20 protein-coding genes are annotated in these 21,659 nt (G+C 37.0%); 5 read left to right on the top strand and 15 right to left on the bottom strand.

Features of this window, described 5'->3' with window-relative positions; translation table 11 throughout:
• Position 1 precedes the first annotated feature (1 nt).
• The 10 genes from F3H00_RS07380 to F3H00_RS07335 all read right to left on the bottom strand — a co-directional run bounded on the left by F3H00_RS07380 (position 2) and on the right by F3H00_RS07335 (position 11,113).
• Positions 2-1,696 (bottom strand): acetolactate synthase large subunit, encoded by a 1,695-nt coding sequence (locus tag F3H00_RS07380; protein WP_223155266.1) that lies wholly within the window; start codon positions 1,694-1,696, stop codon positions 2-4.
• A 270-nt stretch (positions 1,697-1,966) separates the two neighbouring features.
• Positions 1,967-2,974: a tRNA 2-selenouridine(34) synthase MnmH gene (gene mnmH, locus F3H00_RS07375; protein WP_148799804.1), complete on the bottom strand. Its 1,008-nt coding sequence runs from the start codon at positions 2,972-2,974 to the stop codon at positions 1,967-1,969.
• Entirely contained in the window at positions 2,961-3,446 is a 486-nt protein-coding gene (locus F3H00_RS07370; RefSeq protein WP_087585947.1) for an HIT family protein, read from the bottom strand. The genes mnmH and F3H00_RS07370 overlap by 14 nt, the downstream gene beginning before the upstream one ends.
• The gene (trpC, locus tag F3H00_RS07365; protein WP_148799802.1) at positions 3,446-4,231 is read right to left on the bottom strand and encodes an indole-3-glycerol phosphate synthase TrpC; all 786 of its coding nucleotides are present in this window, start codon (positions 4,229-4,231) and stop codon (positions 3,446-3,448) included. Before trpC ends, F3H00_RS07370 begins: the two co-directional genes overlap by 1 nt.
• Positions 4,228-5,493, bottom strand: coding sequence for a tetratricopeptide repeat protein (locus F3H00_RS07360; RefSeq protein WP_148799800.1), 1,266 nt, complete (start codon positions 5,491-5,493; stop codon positions 4,228-4,230). Before F3H00_RS07360 ends, trpC begins: the two co-directional genes overlap by 4 nt.
• Positions 5,472-5,837: a YkgJ family cysteine cluster protein gene (locus F3H00_RS07355; protein ID WP_021091298.1), complete on the bottom strand. Its 366-nt coding sequence runs from the start codon at positions 5,835-5,837 to the stop codon at positions 5,472-5,474. Before F3H00_RS07355 ends, F3H00_RS07360 begins: the two co-directional genes overlap by 22 nt.
• On the bottom strand, positions 5,834-6,541 hold the full coding sequence (locus tag F3H00_RS07350; RefSeq protein WP_148799798.1) for a tRNA1(Val) (adenine(37)-N6)-methyltransferase: 708 nt from the start codon (positions 6,539-6,541) through the stop codon (positions 5,834-5,836). The genes F3H00_RS07355 and F3H00_RS07350 overlap by 4 nt, the downstream gene beginning before the upstream one ends.
• On the bottom strand, positions 6,538-8,790 hold the full coding sequence (locus tag F3H00_RS07345) for a vesicular transport factor Uso1p (protein WP_148799796.1): 2,253 nt from the start codon (positions 8,788-8,790) through the stop codon (positions 6,538-6,540). Before F3H00_RS07345 ends, F3H00_RS07350 begins: the two co-directional genes overlap by 4 nt.
• Before the next feature lie 2 nt (positions 8,791-8,792).
• Positions 8,793-9,749 (bottom strand): NAD(P)/FAD-dependent oxidoreductase, encoded by a 957-nt coding sequence (locus tag F3H00_RS07340; protein ID WP_103641514.1) that lies wholly within the window; start codon positions 9,747-9,749, stop codon positions 8,793-8,795.
• 23 nt (positions 9,750-9,772) lie between these two features.
• Positions 9,773-11,113: a class II 3-deoxy-7-phosphoheptulonate synthase gene (locus F3H00_RS07335; protein WP_148799795.1), complete on the bottom strand. Its 1,341-nt coding sequence runs from the start codon at positions 11,111-11,113 to the stop codon at positions 9,773-9,775.
• 144 nt (positions 11,114-11,257) lie between these two features.
• On the opposite strand from F3H00_RS07335, the gene rarD (F3H00_RS07330) reads away from it, so the two are divergent.
• The 5 genes from rarD (F3H00_RS07330) to F3H00_RS07310 are packed head-to-tail and all read left to right on the top strand — an operon-like array spanning position 11,258 to position 16,421.
• Positions 11,258-12,145, top strand: a complete 888-nt coding sequence (rarD, locus tag F3H00_RS07330; protein ID WP_021091407.1) for an EamA family transporter RarD — start codon at positions 11,258-11,260, stop codon at positions 12,143-12,145.
• Complete coding sequence (gene rarD / locus F3H00_RS07325) at positions 12,129-13,016, top strand: EamA family transporter RarD (protein WP_148799793.1); 888 nt, start codon at positions 12,129-12,131, stop codon at positions 13,014-13,016. Before rarD (F3H00_RS07330) ends, rarD (F3H00_RS07325) begins: the two co-directional genes overlap by 17 nt.
• Positions 13,009-13,461, top strand: coding sequence for an aryl-sulfate sulfotransferase (locus F3H00_RS07320; RefSeq protein WP_148799791.1), 453 nt, complete (start codon positions 13,009-13,011; stop codon positions 13,459-13,461). Before rarD (F3H00_RS07325) ends, F3H00_RS07320 begins: the two co-directional genes overlap by 8 nt.
• Before the next feature lie 39 nt (positions 13,462-13,500).
• A complete protein-coding gene (locus F3H00_RS07315; protein ID WP_223155259.1) occupies positions 13,501-15,231 on the top strand; it encodes an AAA family ATPase in 1,731 nt (576 codons plus the stop codon).
• Positions 15,228-16,421 (top strand): McrC family protein, encoded by a 1,194-nt coding sequence (locus F3H00_RS07310; protein ID WP_148799789.1) that lies wholly within the window; start codon positions 15,228-15,230, stop codon positions 16,419-16,421. The genes F3H00_RS07315 and F3H00_RS07310 overlap by 4 nt, the downstream gene beginning before the upstream one ends.
• Before the next feature lie 80 nt (positions 16,422-16,501).
• On the opposite strand, the gene F3H00_RS07305 is transcribed toward F3H00_RS07310, so the two are convergent.
• The 5 genes from F3H00_RS07305 to F3H00_RS07285 form a co-directional block, all read right to left on the bottom strand.
• A complete protein-coding gene (locus F3H00_RS07305) occupies positions 16,502-17,557 on the bottom strand; it encodes a glycoside hydrolase family 3 N-terminal domain-containing protein (RefSeq protein ID WP_148799787.1) in 1,056 nt (351 codons plus the stop codon).
• A complete protein-coding gene (locus tag F3H00_RS07300; RefSeq protein WP_148799785.1) occupies positions 17,554-18,444 on the bottom strand; it encodes an NAD(P)H-dependent glycerol-3-phosphate dehydrogenase in 891 nt (296 codons plus the stop codon). Before F3H00_RS07300 ends, F3H00_RS07305 begins: the two co-directional genes overlap by 4 nt.
• Before the next feature lie 12 nt (positions 18,445-18,456).
• Positions 18,457-19,878, bottom strand: a complete 1,422-nt coding sequence (gatB, locus tag F3H00_RS07295) for an Asp-tRNA(Asn)/Glu-tRNA(Gln) amidotransferase subunit GatB (protein ID WP_103648923.1) — start codon at positions 19,876-19,878, stop codon at positions 18,457-18,459.
• A 162-nt stretch (positions 19,879-20,040) separates the two neighbouring features.
• Positions 20,041-20,724, bottom strand: coding sequence for a F0F1 ATP synthase subunit A (locus F3H00_RS07290; RefSeq protein ID WP_054196701.1), 684 nt, complete (start codon positions 20,722-20,724; stop codon positions 20,041-20,043).
• Between the two features lie 65 nt (positions 20,725-20,789).
• Positions 20,790-21,551 carry a TSUP family transporter gene (locus F3H00_RS07285; RefSeq protein ID WP_148799783.1) on the bottom strand — a complete coding sequence of 254 codons (762 nt, stop codon included), beginning with the start codon at positions 21,549-21,551 and terminating at the stop codon, positions 20,790-20,792.
• Positions 21,552-21,659: the final 108 nt, after the last annotated feature.

Below are 21,659 nucleotides of genomic sequence, written 5' to 3'. Positions count from 1 at the left end.
CTCATTTTTCTTCCTTGCTCTTTAATATCATATTATAAATCGCGGCTCCAGCTGGAACCATAGGAAGCACATCCTCAAAGCGGTCGATCCTAACGTCGATCATCGCTGATTTTTTGCTATCGATCGCCTCTTTTAAAGCCTTTCTAAACTCATCCTTGCTCTTGCAAACAAAGCCAACTCCGCCAAATCCTTCAGCAATCTTTACAAAATCAGGCTGCAAGCTAAGATCAGTTGATGAGTAGCGCTTTTCATAGAAAAATGTCTGCCACTGGCGAACCATGCCTAAGAAGTTGTTGTTTAAAATGATGTTTATAACGGGCATATTTATCTCATGAGCCGTCATTAACTCTTGGATATTCATAAGTATTGAGCCATCGCCTGTAAAATTTATAACAAGATTGTCTGGTTTTGCACATTTTGCACCGATCGCTGCAGGCAAGCCATATCCCATCGTACCAAGGCCGCCACTTGTGACAAGCTGCCTTGCTCGGTTAAATGGATAAAACTGCGCTACCCACATTTGGTGCTGGCCTACGTCTGTTGAGATGATAGCCTCTGGGCCCGCTATCTTTGCAGTCTCTTCGATGACCCATTGCGGTTTTAGAACTGTGTCGCTATCTGTGTAGCTTAGAGGATTTAGCTTTGAGTATCTATCTAAAATTTCTCTCCAAGGTGCGTAGTTTTCAGGCTCGGCCTTGACTTCTTCGTAAAGCTCAGTTAGCACGTTTGTAAGATCGCCAACGATTGGATAGTGAGCGTTTATGATCTTTGAGATAGAGCTTGGATCAATATCGATGTGGATAATCTTTGCATGTTTGGCAAACTCATCCGTCCTACCAGTGATCCTGTCACAAAATCTAGCTCCAAGCGAGATGAGAAGGTCGCACTCGCTAAGTGCCATATTCGAAGCATAGCTGCCATGCATACCTGCCATGCCTAAATTTAGCTCATCTTTTGCGTCAAGCACGCCAAGAGCCATCAGCGTCTCAACCGCTGGAATACCAGTTTTTTTCATAAATTTACGGATAATCTCGCTTGCATTTGATGCTATCGCACCACCACCGATGTATAGAAGTGGTCTTTTAGCTTCATTTATCGCAACTGCTGCTTTTTTTATCTGTTTTGAGTTGCCCTTATAGGTTGGTTTGTAACTTGGAATAGAAATTTCTTTTGGATAGACAAAGTCGCCAAGTTTTGATGTGATATTTTTTGGGATATCGATATGAACCGGTCCTGGACGGCCTGATCTTGCGATGTAAAAAGCCTCTTTTATGATACGAGGTAGCTCTTCAACGCTATTAACTAAAAAGTTATGCTTAACACAGGGGCGTGAAATGCCGACCGCATCGATCTCTTGAAAAGCATCTGTGCCGATCATAAATGTTGGTACTTGACCGCTTATAAGCACGATCGGTATGCTGTCGCTATAAGCTGTTGCAAGGCCTGTGACTGCATTTGTAAAGCCAGGGCCACTTGTCACAAAAGCAACGCCAACTTTACCACTAACTCTAGCGTATCCATCGGCCGCATGAACGGCTGCTTGCTCGTGGCGAACCAAAACGTGTTTAAAATAAGTCTGCTTATATGTTTCGTCGTAGATATTTAAAGCTGCACCGCCAGGATAGCCAAAGACTATATCAACACCCTCTTCGTGCAAGGCCTCGCTTATCATCTGTGAACCAGAAATCTGTTTTATCATCACTTTAGCCTTTTGATAAATTTATCGCAGATTATATCCCAAAGCATTTTAAATCCATTTTAACTTTCTAGCGAATTTTAGGTATTGCTTTGATTTTCTTGAAAAATTTTTAACTATTTTAGGAAAATAGTACAAAATATTTTACATAAAATTAAACATATTATTTTTAGTAAAATTGATAAATTTAAGTGAGCAAAGACTATAAAATTTTAAGAATTAAAACTCATTTGTATAAATTTTTGGCTTAATTTTTTAATTAAAATAAGCCTAAAATTTTGCTTCATTTTTTATATCATTTAGCTTTTTAACGGCTTCGTCAAAGTCATCAGAATTTATGAAAACATTAATATTTTCATTTTTCTTATAGACTTTATCGTAGTATTTTGTGAGTAAAATTTCAGCTACTTTGGTAATGCCATTTTCATTAAATTTAGCCATAGCTTCATCTCTAGCTTTTTTATCGATAAATGGCGAAATTTTCTTCATACACTCGTCAAAAAAAGCTTTACCCACACTTTTATAATCATCTACTATGCAAGAAATTCTTTTTTCTAAACTTGCGCTCACTTCAACATTAATGCCACTACGCATCGCCTCATAAAGGCTCTTTGGCAAACTTAACGAGCCTATCCTTCTGCTCTCACCCTCGATAAAGCAAATTTCATCTTTTAGAGTTGTGAGCTTTTCAAATAACGCATCTTCAAAGCTTTTTTGGCTTGGCTGCGCGCCATTTATCGCTCCAAAGACAGAGCCTAAATGATTTGCCATAGCTTCAAGGTCTATTGACGGGCTTAGAGCCCTTATGAGCTTACTTTTGTAGCAGCCAGTATTTCCAAAAAGAGTGATAAATTTTGTACTTAAAGGTCGATTTAGAAATTCTAAAACGTGATTTCTATAAGCTTTATAGCCACCACTAAGCCTAAAAACTCTATATCCTATCATGCTTAGCACATAGCCAACAGAATTTGATCTAAGCCCACCTTTAGCGCAGTAGATGCCAATAGCTGAACCAACCTTGGCTCTTTTATAAACCTCATCAATGATATTTTGTAAATTTTTGCAGATATATTTTGCGCCAATGCTCTTTGCTAGGGATCTATCGCTTTTATAGAGCGTGCCTACCTCTTTATGTTCTGCATCATTTAAAGCGTATAAATTTATAGCATCTTTTATGTGTGAATATAAAAATTCATGCGGCGATCTTGCGTCTATTAAAATTTCAAAAGAGCTTCTTTTTTCTAGCCACTGGTCTACATCAAGCTCAAATAACGGCACTAAATGCCTTTTTTAGTTTCTCAAAAAGCGGATGAAATGGCGTGCCATTTACTCTCACATCAGAGATGGTGGTTATAAAATTTGTATCCCCGCTCCACCTTGGCACAAGGTGATAATGCACGTGCTCGGCTATGCCAGCTCCTGCGGCCTTGCCTAAATTCATACCTATATTTACGCCATTAGCATAAAGCTCTTTTTTTAAAATTTCAACTCCAAGCCTTACAAATTTACTCATCTCAAACCAAGTCTGCTCATCAAGCTCTTCGATCTTGTCGGTATGCTGATTTGGTATTATCATAAAATGACCTGGAGAATACGGATATAAATTCATAATCCCAAAACAATGTTTAGCTCGAAAAAGCACACCATTTTTATCATCATCATCATCTGAGTTTATAACATCACAAAAAACACAGCTATCTTTCTTAGCGCTAAAGTATTCGCTTCTCCAAGGGGCACAAAGGTGCTGCATTACTCGCCCTCCTTTATCTTTTTGACGGCATTTTTTATATCATCTTGTCTCATAAAATGCTCTCCTATCAAGAAAGCATCTACGCCTATTTTGCTTAGCTCTCTAAGCTGTTTATGCTCGTAAAGACCGCTTTCAGCGACTATTATCTTGCCATTTGGCAAAAGTGGTATGAGCTTCTCACAAAGGCTCATATCCATCGTAAAATCATCTAAATTTCTGTGATTTATACCTATTATATTTGCTCCTGCAAAGATAGCCTTTTTCACATCACTCGCGTCGTGAGTTTCAACCAAAACCTCAAGCCCTAAATGATGAGCATAGCCTAAAAGCTCTTTTAGCTCATTTTGAGTTAGTACTTTTGCGATGAGCAAGATAAAGTCTGCCCCATAAACAAGAGCTTCAAGAATTTGATACTTATCAACGATAAAATCTTTTCTAAGGATCGGCTTTGATGCGTAGCGGCGAACCTGTGTGATATACTCGATGTTGCCTTTAAACCAATGTGGCTCAGTCAAGATACTAAAAGCATTTGCGTATGGCTCGTATTCCTGAGCGATTTTTATAGGTTCAAAGTCTTCTCTTATCACCCCCTTACTTGGGCTTGCTTTTTTGATCTCGGCTATGATTTTTATCGGCTCATTTTGACTTGCTCTAAGTGCATTTAAAACATCTCTTGGCACGTATGGGTTATAAGCTAGTGAGCGACCAAGCCACTCCTCAGGGAAGTCTGCCTTTCTTTTTTCAAGATCATCTTTAGTTTTTTTAATTATCTCATCAAGTATCATTTTTTAAGCCTTTTATTTAGATTTATTATACAGCGCTCTATTAGGTGCAAATGCTCTTTTGCCTCTTTTGAAGTCCTAAAATCAACATCTTTCATTGCATGCTGAATAATACCCTTTGCCTTTTTGCACTCACCAAGCTTAAAATATCCCCACGCTAGCGAATCTTCATAATAAGGCGACTCAGGCGAGATAGCAAGCGCCTTTTGCACAAGCTCTATACCCTTTCTAGGGTCAATATCATGATCTATCAGCAAGTAGCCATAATAGTTAAAAAACATATCATTTTCTAGCTTTGGCACGCTAGCTTCAAATTTGTCTAAAATTTCAGACATTTTTTGTTCGTTCAAGGTATCTTTATTCATCTCGTATTCGTAAATCGCGGCTTTTGCTAAAAAATTTAAATCCCTGCTATCGTTATAAATTTTAACAGCAAGTATGTATGCGTCACCAAAATTACTAGTTGCCGCATAAAGATCCATAAGTGCCACATCGTTGTAGCTATATTTTTTTAAAATTTCAATTGCTGCTTTGTAATTTTTATCATAGATAAAAAACTGCACGATCTTATCAATATATGAAGTATCGTGATTTAGCTCATAAAGCTCTTCAAAGAGCTCGATCACTTTTGGGAAATTTCTTTGCTGGGAGTAAATTTCAGCCAAAAGCTCACAAGTTTTTAGCGTGCAACCTTGTTCATCTCTAAATTTCTCAAGATATTTCGTAGCGTCTTTTATCTTATCCATACGATTTATCAAAATATCAACGATGCGGAGCAAGTTTTCTTCTTCTTGCTTTAGTGAGTATGCCTCTTCAAAGTATTTTAGTGCAGTCGTTGTTTCATTTTGCATCATACAAATAGTGCCAAGCATGAGTAAATTTTGAGCATTTGGCTCTTTTGTAGCAAGCTCTTGCATTAAACTTTTAGCTTCATTTAGCTTTGAAAGATTTACTAAATTTGCCACCTTTATACGTATAAAATCGCTGTCGTCTTTTAAGCTTTTTTCGCCTTCACTTATCAAAGCATCTAAATTTTCATTTTTTGTAGCAAAGGCGAGTTTGATCGCCTCTTTTAAATAAGCTTTTTGATTCGTATCTTTAAAAATGTTTGAGTAAGCTTGAATGCTAGCATTCACATCTCCGCTATCTTGAAACAATAAAGCCTGCATTAGACGTAAATTTATACTTTTATTATCATCAGCCAAAAGTAGTTGCGAGTTAAAAAATATGCTCATAAAAAATACTAAAATTTTACGCCAATGCATTCTGCTTTTAGCTCCTTTAAATTTTTTTTAAAATAATTCCAAAACGGAAAAGTCCTACATTGCTGTGGCCTTAGCTCATAAACTGAACAGTTTTTATTTTTTTCATCAAAAAATACACAAGCAAAGCCATCTTCATAGGGCTTCTCTTTTATGCTACACCTTAGCCCAACTCTTATTAAAAACTGCTTTTCAAACTCATCTTTACTCATATGAAATGCGGTGCAAAATTTTGAAATTTCTTCTTCATTTATCCAGATGTAGCCACTCTCTCCCGTGCAACACTTACCGCCGCAGCTCTCGCAAAAGCTGGCATCAAACTCATAGCTAAAGCCTTGCACTCTCACGTTAGCTCCTGATAATCAACGCTGTTTGTATCAGCTTTTTTAAAAATTTCAATCGCCTCTTTTGTATGCGAGCCATTTTCACTCATCACTAAAGGTGGCAAAATTTTTAGCTTTGAGTTTGAATTATTTCTCACCTCAAATAAGGCTAAATTTGCTGGTTTATCAGCCTTTGTATGAATAAATTTTAGGCTTACTAAATTTAACTTAAACTCTTTTAGACACGCTACAATCTGACTAAGATCATCAGGTGCATAGCAAAAAAACGCCCTTTTGTGAGGCTTTAAATTTATGCTTATACCTTTTATAAAGTCTTTTAAACTTAAAGAGCTTGTGTATCTACTAGCCTTTATATGCTCATCTTCGCTTTGTTTTACACCCTCGTGATAAAATGGCGGATTTGATACGATGAGGTCAAATTTCTCCCTATCTTTAAAATTTGCAAAATCAGCATTTATGATTTCTGCCTCCAAGCCGTTCTTGCTGGCATTAAATTTAGAAATTTCACCATTTATTTGCAAGATATCAAGCAAGCTTAGGCTGGAATTTTTAAAGTCGCGTTTAAGCAAAAGCCCAAGTATCCCGCACCCTGTGCCAACGTCTAAAATCCTGCCCGAAAAATTTTTCAAACTTGAGCTTATAAAATCATAAAGTACCAGCGTATCGCTGTTGTAGCGATAGCCACTTTTTAGCTGAGCCAAGATCATCTATAAACCTTGATGATAAAGCCACGCGTGACATCTTTTACGATCACTTCTGAGCTAAAGCTGATCCTTGCAAAATCGCCAAATTCTTCTTTTATAAGCTCGGCTGCTGCCTTTGCACGCTCTTTACCAACGCCATAATTTACATAGTTATTTAGTCTACCAAGATCGTCTTTTTTGATGCTTTGAGCCACATTTGACGGGATGACAAAATTTTTCTTATCTACGATTGGAATTATCTCATAAAGGTAGTTTGAGTTAAATCTTTGCAAAAATTCGCTCACTCTATTCTTGCACATCACGCTAATCTTATCTTTTGCGTCCATGTCATCACACTCAAGGCTAGAGATCAAAACTAGCTTTGTTGGCGTCTCTGGCTTAGTTGTCGCCTGCAAGATATTTTTTAAATTCACATTTTCGTTTTCAAGCTCATCTTGCCTATTTAAATTTTGCTCGATATCTTTTTGAAGTTCGATGATTTTGGCATTTACTGGACTTCCTTTTACGCTAGATGAGCTAAGTTCATTTATTTTAGAATTTAACCTTTCAATCGTCTTATTACTCTCGTTTAACTTATGTTTTGCACTTTCAAGCTCATTTTGTAAGCTTAGTAAATTTTTACCACCACTTTTATTGCTATCAGCAAAAAGAGCCGACGTATCAGCTATCTTCTTTTGCAAAATATTTATTTGCTGACGCAAAATTTCATAATTTTGCATATCGATCTTTAGCGTTCTTTTTTGAGCTTCTAGCTCACTTTGCTTTGCTGCTAGCATTTGGCTTGTTTGCGTGAGATTATTTTCTAGCTCTTTTATCTTTTCATCTTTTAAATTTATCTTTGCACTTAAGTTTTTTAACTCGCTGTCATTTAAACCAAGCTTTTGAGTCTGCAAAGAGATAGTTTGATTTTGCTCAAACAAAGTTTTTAAAAATTTATTCGTCTTTGTATCAAGCGTCTTTAGCTCATTTCGTGCATTTTTAAAGCTCTCTTCACTTAAATTTAGCTTTTTATTTAGCTCACTTAGACTTGCATTTGCATCTAAATTTTGCTTCTCTAACTTTTTGTTTATCAAATTTACCCGTTCAAGCTCTTTTTTAAGTGAATTTATATTTTCATTTGCGAGTTTATTTTCCTGCTCGCTTTTAAGATTTTTTTCTTTTAGATCATTAAAACTTTTATGAAGTGCCGCAAGAGAGGCGTTTAGCTCTAAATTTTTACCATTATAGTTTTCAACTGCTAAATCTTTTGAGTTTAAATTTTTCTTTATCTCATCAAGCTCATAAATTCTGTCTTTTAAGGCAGTCTTGCTTGACTCAAGAGCCTCCTCAAGATCAATTATCTTGTTTGCCTTTTTTGAAAGCTCATCCTCCATAACACTCTTTTGTGTTTCAAAGCCATCAGTTAGTGCATTTATCTCTTTTTCGTAGCTAAATTTTTGTATATTAGCGTCACTTTTTGCTCGCTCGATCTCCTCTTTTAAAAGCAAAATTTCTCTTTTTTCGTTTTTATCTTTTTCATTTTGAGTATTTTCATACTCTTTTATTAGTGCATCTTTTTGAGCCAGTGTCGTATTTAGCTCTATATTTTGCTCTTTTAAAGCTGTGTAATTTGCCTCAGCTACCTCTTTAAATTTAGCAAAATTTGCTTCGACATCTTTTACCTTACTTTCATCACCATTTTTTGCCTCATTTATCGCATTTTCAAGGTCTATTATCTTTTTTTCATAAGCTTTTGAGCTCTCTATCATATCAGCTTGAGCTTCATTTAGCCGTTTTGTAAGAGTTTGTATATTTTCAAAGTGTTGTGCTTCAAGCTCGCCTAGCGTCTTTTGATTTTTTTCAACTATCTCATTTTTTTCATTTTCGATATTTTTTTTCATCTCTGAAATTTTGCTTATAAAGTCTAAATTCTTCTCGCTGATATCGACATTATCAGTAGCTAAAATTTTATTTTTTTTACTTAGCTCACGAACTTGTTCTTGAAGTTCGTTTACATCATTTGATAAATTTTGATCGTTCGTTTCAGTAAAATTTTGGATATAGCTTTTTGGAGTTATATATCCGCCATATTCGTAAAGATCGTCTTTGCTGATATATTTTTGTCTCTCTTCTTCCGGTAAATTGTCAAAATTTATAGAATAAATCGTTTGATTAGTATCTTTTGGTATCTCATCTTCTTTTGGATATTTAAAAAACGATAGGCAAAAGCCAGCTATCAAACAAAAAATAGCTAGTAAAATTTTATTTATCAAGCTTATGCCTTACCCTTTAAAATGTCTTTTATGACGTGATGAGCGTGATTTAGAGCAACGACTATTGAGCCGCCATTTTTTAGCACGATGTCACCGCCCACATAAAGTCCTGGTACGCTACTTTGGTAGTTGCTATCAACTATTGGAGTGCCTTTTTCATCAATTTTTATCTGACATTTTTGTAAAAAATCAACCGGGCTTGAGCCACCTATTGCATAGACAACTCTGTCATAAACGCGGATCTTGCCATTTTCATAATGCACTCTAACTTTGCCTGATTCGTTATCTATCTCTTTTATATCGTGATTTAGCCTAACTTTTATCTTGCCGTGCTTTTCTAACTCCCAAAGTGCGCTTAAATTTGTCTCATTTACGCGGCTAAAATTATCTTTTCTATAAGCGATTGTGGTTTTATTGTATTGGCAAAGCTCGATCGCATACTCAACTGCTGAGTTTCCGCCACCTACAACAAGCACCTTTTCGCCGTTCGTACAGCTATCAAGGTTAAAATTTACAACTGAGTTTAGTGAAGGCGGGATTTTATAATCAGGCTTATTCGGTCGTCCCATTTTGCCAATTGATATCATCACATTTTTAGCTTCATAGACGGCTTTTGAGGTAGTTACTTTAAAATTTTCTCCATCTTTTTTCACGCTCTCTACTTCAGAGTTAAAAAAAGCTTCAATCTTTTCAGTATCAAGCAGCTTGTCAAAATAATCAAGCGTGCTCTCTTTCGTGCCATCCTCAAATGAAACTACGCCATGTATCGTGCTATCTTGCCCTTTATACTCTTTATCTACACGTTTATTATCTTTATAAAATTTTCTTATCGTTTGGCTGTGATTATCGCCTTTTTCAAGAAGCAAAACGTTGTTTAAGCCATTTCTTTTTGCCTCAACTACGCTAGCAATTCCACAGGGTCCGCCACCAACAACGATTAGATCATAAACATTTACCATCTTTTTCTCCAAATTTTATAATTTTAAGCTTTTTTAACTAGATCAGCCATCAAAAACGCAAGCTCAAGTGCCTGATCAGCATTTAGCCTTGGATCACATTGTGTTTCATACCTTTGCTCAAGCGAGCTTTCAGTGATATTTAATGCCCCACCCGTGCACTCAGTCACGTCTTGTCCTGTCATCTCAAGATGTACGCCGCCAGCCCTTGTGCCCTCAGCCTTATGAATTTCAAAAAAGCTTCTAACTTCACTTATTATCTTGTCAAATTCTCTGGTTTTGTAGTTATTTGAGGTTTTTACGGTGTTGCCATGCATCGGATCGATACTATAAACGATATTTAGCCCTTCTCGCTTTAGCTCTCTTAAAATTTTTGGTAAATTTTCGCCTATCTTATCAGCGCCCATTCTGATTATCACATTTAGTCTACCAGCTTCATTTTCTGGATTTAGCTTATTTGCAAGTGCGAAGACGTCCTCAGCCTTTGCACTTGGTCCGATCTTTACGCCGATAGGATTTTTCACACCGCTTAAAAAATGCACGTGAGCGTCGTTTATACCACGTGTTCTCTCACCTATCCAAAGCATATGAGCCGAGCAGTCGTACCACTCACCGCTAAGACTATCAACCCTAGTCAATGCCTCTTCATAAGGTAGCAAAAGTGCCTCGTGAGATGTATAAACCGCGGTTTGATTTATGACTGGCGTATTTGCTGAAGTGATGCCACAAGCTGCCATAAATGAAAGCGTCTTTGTTAGTTCATCAGCTAGTTTTGCGTATTTTTCGCCGATCTCTGGCTTTTTGACAAAGCCTAAATTCCACTTATGTACTTGATGAAGGTCGGCCAAACCGCCTCTTGAAAAGGCTCTAAGTAAGTTCATCGTAGATGCACTTTGATAATACGCCTCGATCATGCGTTTTGGATCAGGCACTCTTGCCTTTTCGTCAAATTCAAAGCCATTTATGATGTCACCTCTATAGCTTGGAAGCTTAACGCCATTTACCTCTTCAAAATCGCTACTTCTAGGCTTTGCAAACTGCCCTGCCACGCGGCCCACTTTAACCACTGGATAGCCACCAGCAAAGGTTAAAACTATCGCCATTTGAAGTAAAACCTTAAACATATCTCTGATATTGTTTGCATTAAAATTTGTAAAGCTCTCAGCACAGTCGCCACCTTGAAGCAAAAATGCCTCGCCATTGCAAACTTTTGCAAGTTCTTCTTTTAAACTTCTAGCCTCGCCAGCAAAAACCAAAGGAGGAAGCGATTTTAATTTTTCTTCGACCTCTTTAAGCTCTTTTAAATCTGGGTAATTTGGTTGTTGCAAGATATTAAATTCTCTCCAGCTATCGCGGTTCCAAGTCATTTATTTTCCTATCTTTTTTGCCTTAAATTAGACGCTGATTATATCACGGCAAACTTAAAAAATAAAAGCCATTAATGGGCTATTAAAGATATTTTGCCTACAATCGCTACTTTAAATTTACCCAAAAAGGAGCAGAATTTTTTCATGATAAAAGGCATATTTTATTCGCTTTTGGCATCTGTTTTGTTTAACTGCATCTACTACATGTCAGTGCTCATGAACCCCATCAGCACGCAAGCTCTTGTTGGATACCGCATGATCTTTGCCATGCCTTTTGTCATCGCAGCCATTTTTTTGTTAAAACAGCAGCGAAATTTCAAATTTTTACTTCTAAAAATAAAGCTAAAACCTAAAATTTTACTAGTTTTACTAGCTACCTCGCTCATTGTCTCATTTCAGATGTGGCTCTATCTCTGGGCTCCAAGCAACGGATCAGCGCTAAAAGTCTCTATCGGCTACCTCATCATGCCAATAGTCATGGTCCTTTTTGGACGGATATTTTTTAAAGAGCACCTCTCTAAAACAAAGCTAGCCTCGATATTTTTTGCAGCCCTTGGCGTCTTTAGCACAGCTATACTAAGCGGCGGCATCTCGTGGGAGAGCGCTGTAGTTTTTTGCCTTTATCCAGTCTATTTTGCCATTAGAAAGTACTACAACCTTGCAAATTTCTCAAGCTTTGTTATAGAGATAATTTTTATGTTTTTATTCTCATTTTATTTTGCGCTCACAGCCGATATGAACTACGTGATGAGCCAAAATCCAAACATCTACTATCTGCTCATCTTGCTTGGTGCTATCAGCGGCATAGCCCTCATCGCTCAGATCCTCTCAAGCACACTTGTACCAATAAACGTCCTTGGCCTACTTACATACTTTGAGCCGATAATGATGCTTTTTGTCTCTTTTGCCATCGGCGAAAGGCTGGAGAAAAGCTCATACTTTTTAATGATCTGCCTAGCCATCTCGGTCACACTTTTGATGATAGATAGTATAAATTCTATAAAAGGCGACAAAAATACCAAGACTAAATGAGAGCCAAAAAGGCGTTATTCTCGCGCTTAGCGCCTTTTTTATGTGGGGGTTTTTGGCGGTTTATTTCAACCTCTTTAGCAAAGATGTCGATGCTTATGAAATTTTAGCTCATAGGGTCATTTGGTCATTTTTCTTAATGGCTGGAGTGCTTTATTTTAGTGGCAAAATGGGCGAAATTTTTACTTTACTTAAAGATATTCGTTCGCTAAAAATCCTATTTTTGAGTGGCATATTTATCACTACAAACTGGGGCGTTTATGTCTATGCAGTTAGCAATGGAAAAATTCTTGACACAAGTTTGGGCTATTTTATAAATCCACTAATAAGCATGCTTCTCGGTGTTATCATCTTTAAAGAAAGGCTAAATAAAAGCGGAATTTTAGCCATTTACATAGTCGTTTTAGCCATTAGTATACAAATTTATGCCCAAGGCGGATTGCCATTAGTTTCCATTATCTTGCCACTTTCATTTGGATTTTACGCAGCAGTTAGAAAGATAGCAAAGATTAGCGCATTTAACGGACTTTTTATAGAGACATTTTTTATGTTCCCATTTGCACTTGCCTACGTTTTTTACATAGCATTTTTAGGTAAAAGCCACTTTGGACTAAATGAGGACTCACTTTTAATGATCGCCTCAAGTATCGTAACCATCGTGCCACTTGTCGCTTTTAACGCAGCTGCAACAAGGATAAATTTAACAACGATTGGCTATTTGCAATACATCTCGCCAACCATCGCGATCCTTTGCGCGGTCTTCATTTACGGCGAAAATTTGGACGGCTACAAGGTCATCTCGTTTTGTATGATCTGGCTGGCACTTGCAATAATTAGCATAGATAAATTTAGAAAAAGGAGTAAAAATGAATAATGTGACAATTTATTTGCTACTTGCGTTTTTTGCAGCGCTTATTTTATATTTTCAGATACAAAAACTAACCAAAAAGCTAGATGAAGAAGGTGCTGTGCCAGCTTATCAAAAGGCTGCACAAGAGGTTTTAGAAAATTTAAGCAATGCTGAGAAATACCCTAAATTTTGTGGCATTATCCTAAAAAAGATAAATGGCTTAAGACAGGATATTTTATTTGAAGATGTGTTAAATGAGGCTGGCGACAAGGATAAGGCGCTTGATATGCTTGAGCAGATAAGAGATAAGGTCGAGGCGCTTTTAAAGCGGGAAAATGCAAACTGGGAGAGCGAACTCTTTGCGATCTTGGACAAGCTTGATGGCTTTGTAAGAGCAAATTTCAAAGACGGCGAAAACAAGTCCGAGAGCTTAAGAGACCAACTCAAAAGAGAATTTGATGGGTTGTGAGAGCAACTTTGGTAAATTTTAAAAATTAAAGGAGTAAGTATGTTTGAAGATATAGACTATGACGGTTTTAAGATTTATTGTGATGAGAATAAAAAAATGATAAAGAGCTCTACTGAATCATATCAGTCCTATTTAAGAAGCTCCATTAATTTTTTAAAAGACAACAAAATTTATTCATTTTCTGATTATCACAATGCAAATAAAAAATACTTAGAAAAAGAATTTATAAAGACAGGTAGAGACGAACAAACTTTTAATAAATATATGCGCGCAGTAAATTATTATATAGAATTTAAAAATGGCAAAGGATACACAATGCCAATAGCAAATAATCAACAACAAGAAATAAAAGCAAATTTTTCACTAAATCAAATTTTATACGGCCCTCCAGGAACTGGAAAAACCTATAGGCTTTCAAAGATTATGGATAAATTTACTCAAAATCTCAATGTAAAATCCAATAATGACACTGACGCCCTATATGAAATATTAAAAATAGAAAAGTACACTTGGTATCAAGTAGTAGCAGCCATCTTGTGTGATGCAGCTGAGTCAAACACTAATGGCGGTTGGCTTAAACTTAAATATACAAAAAACGACAACGACATAGTAAGCCATGATTTGTTTAAAATGCGAGCACTGAAAGCAAATTCTCAAGATCCAAAACAAACTGTTTCTAGAGACCTGCAAGCTCATGCAAGGCTAGATTGTGAATACGTAAAAACAAAAAGAACAGAGCCTTTTATCTTTGAAAAAAATGAAAAAAGCGAGTGGAGAATAGTAGACAAAGAAACCCTTGAAAATGAGTGCCCTAAAGCCATAGAACTTTACGAAAAATACAAAGAGATAAAAGAGCAAAAAGCAGGAACAAGCTACACTAAAGAAAATTTTAAATTTATAACATTTCACCAAAGCTACGGATATGAGGAATTTATTGAGGGCATAAAGCCTCTATTTGACAGTGAAAACGAAGATGGCAATATAACTTATGAGATATCAAAAGGAATTTTTTATCAGTGCTGCGAAAATGCTTTGCTTCTTAGTGGATACAAAGGAAAGCTTAGGGATTTTTGCGATTTGTCAAAAGAGGAGCGACAAAAGTTTTTTAATGAGAACACACCAAAATATGCCATCTTTATCGACGAGATCAACCGCGGAAATATATCTAAAATTTTTGGTGAGCTCATAACTCTTATAGAGCCATCAAAAAGGCTCGGAGCGACTGATGAGATAATGGTCGAGCTACCATACTCAAAAGAGAAATTTGGAGTGCCGTCAAATTTATACATAATAGGCACGATGAATACAGCAGATCGAAGCATAGCACTTATGGACACGGCTCTTAGAAGAAGGTTTGAATTTGTGGAGATGATACCAGAACACAATAATCTAAAAGAAGTTGCTGGCATAGATATCGGACAAATGCTAAAAACGATAAACGAACGCATAGAGTATCTTTACGACAGAGACCACACGATAGGACATGCTTATTTTATAAATGTGTCAGACATGGAAACGCTTGCAAATGTCTTTAAAAACAAAATTTTACCGCTACTACAAGAGTATTTTTACGACGATTGGGAAAAGATAAGGCTAGTATTAGGGGATAATGGGTTTATAAAAGAAAAAGAGAAAGATAGAAAATTACTTGTTTTGGATGGCAAAGAATATGAAACGGATAAAATTTTATATGAGATAAAATTTGAAGCCTTTGAAGAGCCAGAAAGCTATATAAAAATTTACGAACAAAACAAAATGCAAGAGCAATGACCAAATACTTAATAGAGTTTGAAAAATTTCGCCCGGAAGATAACCAAGACCTATTTAACGCCGTAGATGCATTTACTAGAGAAAATTTTGCCACAGTGGAGTTTTTAAAGCCCGGCAGAGACAAAAAGAGCGATTTTTTACAAGCTCAAAACTACGTCGGTATCATCCAGACAAAAAGTGGCGATAGCCTTGAGATACTTCCAAAGATCCACGATAACGATAATGGCAACAATAAAGAAGCGGTAGAAAATTCTAAAAGAATTTTACTAAGAATGTTAAAAACTTTAAAAAATCATCCATTTAAAAATATAAACATTGCGAATTTAAAAAGTTTAAATCTACCACTTCTTGAAATTTTTATATTGATGTTCCTAGATGAAGTATCAAAACTCATAAAAATAGGCATAAAAAGCGACTATGTAGAGCTTGAGGATAATCTAAAATTTTTAAAAGGAAAGCTAAAAATCTCGGAGCAAATACGTAAAAATATCATCCATAAAGAGAGATTTTACGTTTGCTATCAGGAATTTTCCATAGATAGAGCCGAAAATCGCCTCATAAAAAGTACGCTCGAGTTTTTATACAGGCACTCAAAATCAAGCAAAAATCAACGGCTTATTAGGGAATATTTATTTATCTTTGATGAAATTTTATCTAGCTCCGATATAAACGCAGACTTTAGCCGATTAAAACTAAATCGCCAAACAAAACACTATGAGCAAGCGCTTTTATGGAGTAAGATATTTTTACAAAATAAGTCGTTTAGCCCGTATAGAGGTAGCGATGTAGCTTTTGCTTTGCTGTTTGATATGAATACGCTTTTTGAAAGCTATGTCGGAAATTTTATAAAGAAAAAGCGTGCAGATGTTAGCTTGCAACACTCCGAAAAACACCTAGTAGAAGAGCCAAAGGGCTTTAGACTAAGGCCTGACATATTTTTAGAAAGCAAATTTATAGCCGACACAAAATGGAAGATAGTTAAGTCAAGAGATGATATCTCACAAGCCGACCTATATCAACTCTACGCTTACGGTAAGAAATACGAGTGCGGTAGGCTTTATCTTGTCTACCCAAGAATAAGTGGTGTTGACCAAAAAGCTATGAAATTTAGATATGAAAACAATATGTGGCTTAATGTTTTATACTTTGATTTAGAAAAAGACGAGATTGCTAGAAATTTACTAGTCTAAAGTACTTTTTAAAGTCTCTTAAAATTCCACTCTAATTTTCTATTTCTTAATAAGTGGATTGCAACTCATCAGAGCAACCATTAAAGCTTCGCTTTTAGAGCCATTATCCTCTTATATGAAGCATCGATTCGCTCTTTGCTGATCTTTTTCTCGTTTACTGCATCGACTATGATTTGAGCGACTAGATCGGCCGTTCTTTGGTTATTTATCTTGAACTCGCTAAAGAGCAAGATGTCGCCACCAGCGTTTATAAATTTCACCACTTTTTGCGCTAAAGCTTCGTCGCCAACGCCTTTCATTAGCATATCATCGCTGATAACCACGCCATTAAATTTAAGCTCATTTCGTAAGAGATCGGTTATTATTTTTTTAGAAAGTGTGGCTGGGTTATCCTCGTCTATGCCTTTTACAAAAAGGTGCCCGACCATGATGATCTGCGCTCTACCAGTGCTTATGGCGTCTTTATATGGTAGCAGCGCATCTTTACTTAGCGTGACTTCGCTCTTATTTTTATGCGAGTCCTCTTTTGAGCTGCCATGTCCTGGGAAGTGCTTAAGTGTTGTTAGGATGCCCTGCTCTTTAAATGCGTCCATAAAAGCATCAGCGTAGATCACAACCTTGCTTGCATACTCGCTAAACGCCCTTTGCTTAGCAGCGATGATCGGCGAGTTTTCGTCATGTAGATCGACCACTGGGGCGAAATTTAAATTTATGCCGCACTCTTTTAAATTTATAGCCATTTTTGAGTAGAGATCGTATGCGCTTTTGATATCAAGCGTGCTTGCGACCTCGTATGCGCTAGGATATGGGCCATCAAAGCTCTTATCCTTCATACGGCTTACGTTGCCACCCTCTTCGTCGATAGCGATGAAAATTTTAGGACTTTTCTCTTTGATAGCTTTTATGCTAGCTTTTAACTGGGCTTTGCTAGTCACGTTTCTGCCAAGTAGCATCACACCGCCAAACCTCTCATATCCAGCATCGCTTAGCATCGCACGAAACGCAGCGTCCTTTGTGCTAGCTCCATTAAAGCCAACCATTATCATCTGCGAGACCTTAGCTCTTAGGCTCACTTCTGCGCCATTAAGCTCCAGAGCAAAAATGGACACAAAAAGTATAAATTTTAAAGCTCTCATCTTCTTCCCAAAAGCGATTTGACACTCTCAAAAACGTCTTTGCCATTTAGCATATTTTCAACCTCGCTAGCGATCGGCACATATATACCCTTTTCTTTGGCGATCTTGCTAATAGCCTTTGCAGTATCGACGCCCTCAGCCACTTCGCCAAGCTCATTTAAAATTTTTTCTAATCTCTCGTGCCTTGCGATGCCAAGACCTACGCGGTAGTTGCGAGAGAGTATCGATGAAGCAGTCAAGAAAAGATCACCTGCGCCGCTTAACCCCATAAATGTCTCATCTTTTGCGCCAAAAAATTTGCCAAATCTAGCCATCTCGACAAGCCCACGTGAAATTAGGCTTGCTCTTGCGTTGTTACCAAGACCAAGGCCGTCACAGATGCCGCCAGCTATGGCGATCACGTTTTTATACGCCCCACACACTTCAGCGCCGATCACGTCATCTGAGGTGTAGGCTTTCATATAGCTTGGGAAAAATGAAGCAAATTTCAAAGCTAAATTTTCATTTTTAGAATTTACCACCAAAGCGCAAGGTAGCTTTTGCATGATCTCTTTTGCAAAGGTCGGCCCTGAAAGAAAGGCCAAATTTTCTCTATCAACAAAGTCTTCATAAATTTCATTTAGAAATTTGAGATTTGCCGTGTCTATGCCCTTGCTGGCGACTAGGATCTTTTGACCTTTGTTTTTGTAGTTTTGCTTTAGCCATAAATTTGTAGCTTGCGTTGGGATTGTGCAGACTAGGTATTCGCACTCCAAAGCCTCTTCTAATCTTACAAAATTTGGCATGTCTCTTGGCGTTCTTGAGCTGATGACGCACTCGTTATTTTCACTAAAAGCGTGAAATAGCGCACTGCCCCACTTGCCAGCTCCGATGACTGCTATGCTCATTTTAGCCCTTTTTTAGCCTATTTTAGCCTTTAAAAGCTCATTGACCTTGCCTGGATTAAATGCACCCTTGCCCTCTTTCATCACCTGACCGACAAAGAATCCAAACATCTTATCTTTGCCGTTTTTATACTCTTCGACCTTGTCGGCGTTTGCAGCCAAAATTTGATCTATGATCGCGATGATAGCTGAGTCGTCGCTCACTTGTTTTAAACCAAGCTTTTCGATGACGCTATCGACGTCCGCATCATTTTCCATTAGGTAGTCCAGAACCTCTTTTGCAGCCTTGCCGCTTATCGTGCCATCTTCTATACGTTTTAGTAAATTTATCATTTTGGTACTATTAACTGGGCTAGTCTCGATCGTTACGCCGTTATTTAAGCGGCCAAGAAGCTCGACTATGAGCCATGTAGTAGCAAGCTTTGGTTGAATTCCAGCAGCGATCAGCTCTTCAAAATATCTAGCCATCTCAACACTTTGGGTTAAATTTAGTGCATCACTCTCTTTTACGCCTAGCTCGCTAACATATCTTGCGACCTTTTGCTCGGCAAGCTCTGGAATTTTTATCGCTTCGTTATACATCTGCTCTGACACTTCAACAGGCAGCAAGTCAGGATCAGGGAAGTATCTATACTCCGCACTATCCTCTTTGCCACGCATTGATCTTGTCACTAAATTTGTCGTGTCAAATAGCCTTGTCTCTTGATAGACCTCTTCATCGTATTTGCCATCCTCCCACGCTGCACTTTGGCGCTCCACCTCGTAATCGATCGCTTTTTGGATAAATTTAAATGAGTTTAGGTTTTTTATCTCGACTCTTGTATAAAGTTTGGTGTCGCCTTTTGGACGGATAGAGACGTTTGCATCGCAGCGAAAGCTACCCTCTTGCATATTCGCATCACTTATATTTAAAAAGCGAAGGATTGAGTGCAATTTTTTAAGATAAGCCACCGCCTCATCACTGCTTCTAAGATCTGGCTCACTAACTATCTCAAGAAGTGGCGTGCCGGCTCTGTTTAGATCAACCAGACTCTCGGTTTCTTCATGGATGTTCTTTCCAGCGTCCTCTTCAAGGTGTGCTCTTGTTACACCGATACGTTTTTTAGTACCATTTACGTCGATTATTAGCTCGCCACCTTCTACGATAGGGATCTCAAACTGGGAAATTTGATATGCCTTTGGAAGGTCTGGGTAGAAGTAGTTTTTTCTATTAAAGACTGATTTTTTATTTATCTTAGCGTTTATCGCCGTGCCAAAGCTAATTGCTTTTTTGACAGCTTCTTTGTTTAGCACAGGTAGCGCTCCAGGAAGCGCTAGGCAGGTCGGACAAACGTGAGTATTCGCCTCGTCTCCGAAGCTAGTTGAGCAAGAGCAGAAAATTTTAGTTTTTGTATTAAGCTGAGTGTGAACTTCTAAACCTATAACGACTTCAAACATATTTTTACCTTTAAATTTATGCAAATTTTTAAGGCGTATTTTAGCGATACTTTCTTTTAAAATATCTAAAAATGAGCGTTTTGACTGGAAAATAAAGAAGGTGATTTAGAAATTTAAAGAATTTTAAAAAGTAAAAGCCATATAAAAATATGGCTTTAAATTTTAATGCTCGTGCTCACTAATAGCAACGGCACCAGCTAGATAAACGTAAGTTAGCATCATAAAGATAAATGTTTGCAAAACAGCCATAAGCGTTAGAAGCGCAAAAGCTGGAAGTGGAGCAAACCAAGGCGCAAGTGTAAGCATCGCAAGTAAGAACAAATCATCGCCTTTGATGTTACCAAAAAGACGAAATGATAGCGAAACTACACGTGAAAGATGCGAGATGACTTCAACTGGAAACATAATAGGAGCTAGAAATTTATTCGGCCCCATAAAGTGCCCAAAGTATTTGAAAAATCCATTTTCTCTAATGCCCTCAAAGTTGTAATAAACAAATACAACTAAAGCCAAAACTAGAGTTAAATTTAGACTTGATGTTGGTGACTCAAATCCAGGAATAATACCTACAACATTTGAAAAAAATACGATAAAACCGATAGTTGCAACAAGTGGGAGATATTTCCTTGCTAGTTTTTCACTACCTAAAGTATCTCTTCCCATCGATATAACACCCTCCAAATAAGCTTCAACTATATTTTGAAGACCTCTTGGTACAAGCTGCATCTTACTCCTTGCTATATAAGCAACTATGATAACAATCAAAGCTACAAGCAGAAAGTGAAACGCATAGATAAAGGCGTGGGAGCTATTTAGGAAATTTGAAAATAGAAACAAATCTTTCATTAATTTACCTTGGATTTAGAATTTTGCGTGATTGTAACAAAATTATTGTTAAAACATTTTTAATTTTAAACTCTGAAATAATCGAAAATCAATTTACAAATAGTCACTGCAACTACCATTAGAAACATTGTTCTAATAAATTTGACCTCTTTTTTAATGACAAGATTTGATCCAAAATATGCGCCTAAAATTTGACCAACTGCCATCAAAAATCCAACAGCCCAAAGCATCTGTCCGCCGGCTATAAAAATACCAAGAGCAACGATATTGCTAGTAAAATTTAAGAGTTTCGTATGAGCGACAGCCTTTTTTAAATTTAGCCCAATCAATGCCACTATCGCAAATGTCCAAAAAGAGCCTGTTCCTGGACCAAAAAAACCATCATAAAAGCCAAGTATCAGCCCAAAAACTACATAAAATAGTTTTTCATTCATCTTTGCAGCTCTATCATTTTCGCCGACTTTTGGCATAAAAAGCGTATAGATAAAAATAGCAATCAGTAAAAATGGGATAATTATCTTTAAAAAATTTGTATTTAAAAATAGGATAACCACCGCTCCGATGATAGCTCCAATAAAAGTAAAGATGATACCTACAAAGCACTCTTTATAATTAATTAATCCCCGTTTTGTGAAATTTAAAGTCGCTGTAAAGCTGCCAAAGACACCTTGAAGCTTATTTGTGCCAAGTGCAAGATGTGGTGGTACGCCCATCGCCATAATAGCTGGAAGCGTTATAAGCCCACCTCCACCAGCGATAGAATCGATAAAACCACCTAAAAACGCAGCTATAAAAAAAACGACATAACTAAGTAGATCAAAATCCATTTTTGCTCTTTTGATAATTGAAATAAAAGCAGATTGTAATTTATTTGTACTTATCTTTTTGTAAAATTTTTATATTTAAAATGAGAGATTTTTGAAATTTATAAATTT

The organism is Campylobacter concisus (genome assembly GCF_902460845.1).
In the GTDB taxonomy this organism is placed as follows: Bacteria; Campylobacterota; Campylobacteria; order Campylobacterales; family Campylobacteraceae; genus Campylobacter_A; species Campylobacter_A concisus_X.
The sequence above is the reverse complement of the archived record's forward strand: the minus strand, read 5'-3'. Positions and strand labels throughout refer to the sequence as shown.

Excerpts from the sequence above, each read along its gene's own strand:
- F3H00_RS07370 (WP_087585947.1), bottom strand. The coding sequence starts at position 3,446 with ATGCAGCACCTTTGTGCCCCTTGGAGAAGCGAATACTTTAGCGCTAAG.
- trpC (WP_148799802.1), bottom strand. The coding sequence starts at position 4,231 with ATGATACTTGATGAGATAATTAAAAAAACTAAAGATGATCTTGAAAAA.
- F3H00_RS07360 (WP_148799800.1), bottom strand. The coding sequence starts at position 5,493 with ATGCATTGGCGTAAAATTTTAGTATTTTTTATGAGCATATTTTTTAAC.
- F3H00_RS07350 (WP_148799798.1), bottom strand. The coding sequence starts at position 6,541 with ATGATCTTGGCTCAGCTAAAAAGTGGCTATCGCTACAACAGCGATACG.
- F3H00_RS07340 (WP_103641514.1), bottom strand. The coding sequence starts at position 9,749 with ATGGTAAATGTTTATGATCTAATCGTTGTTGGTGGCGGACCCTGTGGA.
- F3H00_RS07335 (WP_148799795.1), bottom strand. The coding sequence starts at position 11,113 with ATGACTTGGAACCGCGATAGCTGGAGAGAATTTAATATCTTGCAACAA.
- rarD (WP_021091407.1), top strand. The coding sequence starts at position 11,258 with ATGATAAAAGGCATATTTTATTCGCTTTTGGCATCTGTTTTGTTTAAC.
- F3H00_RS07320 (WP_148799791.1), top strand. The coding sequence starts at position 13,009 with ATGAATAATGTGACAATTTATTTGCTACTTGCGTTTTTTGCAGCGCTT.
- F3H00_RS07315 (WP_223155259.1), top strand. The coding sequence starts at position 13,501 with ATGTTTGAAGATATAGACTATGACGGTTTTAAGATTTATTGTGATGAG.
- F3H00_RS07310 (WP_148799789.1), top strand. The coding sequence starts at position 15,228 with ATGACCAAATACTTAATAGAGTTTGAAAAATTTCGCCCGGAAGATAAC.
- F3H00_RS07305 (WP_148799787.1), bottom strand. The coding sequence starts at position 17,557 with ATGAGAGCTTTAAAATTTATACTTTTTGTGTCCATTTTTGCTCTGGAG.
- F3H00_RS07300 (WP_148799785.1), bottom strand. The coding sequence starts at position 18,444 with ATGAGCATAGCAGTCATCGGAGCTGGCAAGTGGGGCAGTGCGCTATTT.
- gatB (WP_103648923.1), bottom strand. The coding sequence starts at position 19,878 with ATGTTTGAAGTCGTTATAGGTTTAGAAGTTCACACTCAGCTTAATACA.
- F3H00_RS07290 (WP_054196701.1), bottom strand. The coding sequence starts at position 20,724 with ATGAAAGATTTGTTTCTATTTTCAAATTTCCTAAATAGCTCCCACGCC.
- F3H00_RS07285 (WP_148799783.1), bottom strand. The coding sequence starts at position 21,551 with ATGGATTTTGATCTACTTAGTTATGTCGTTTTTTTTATAGCTGCGTTT.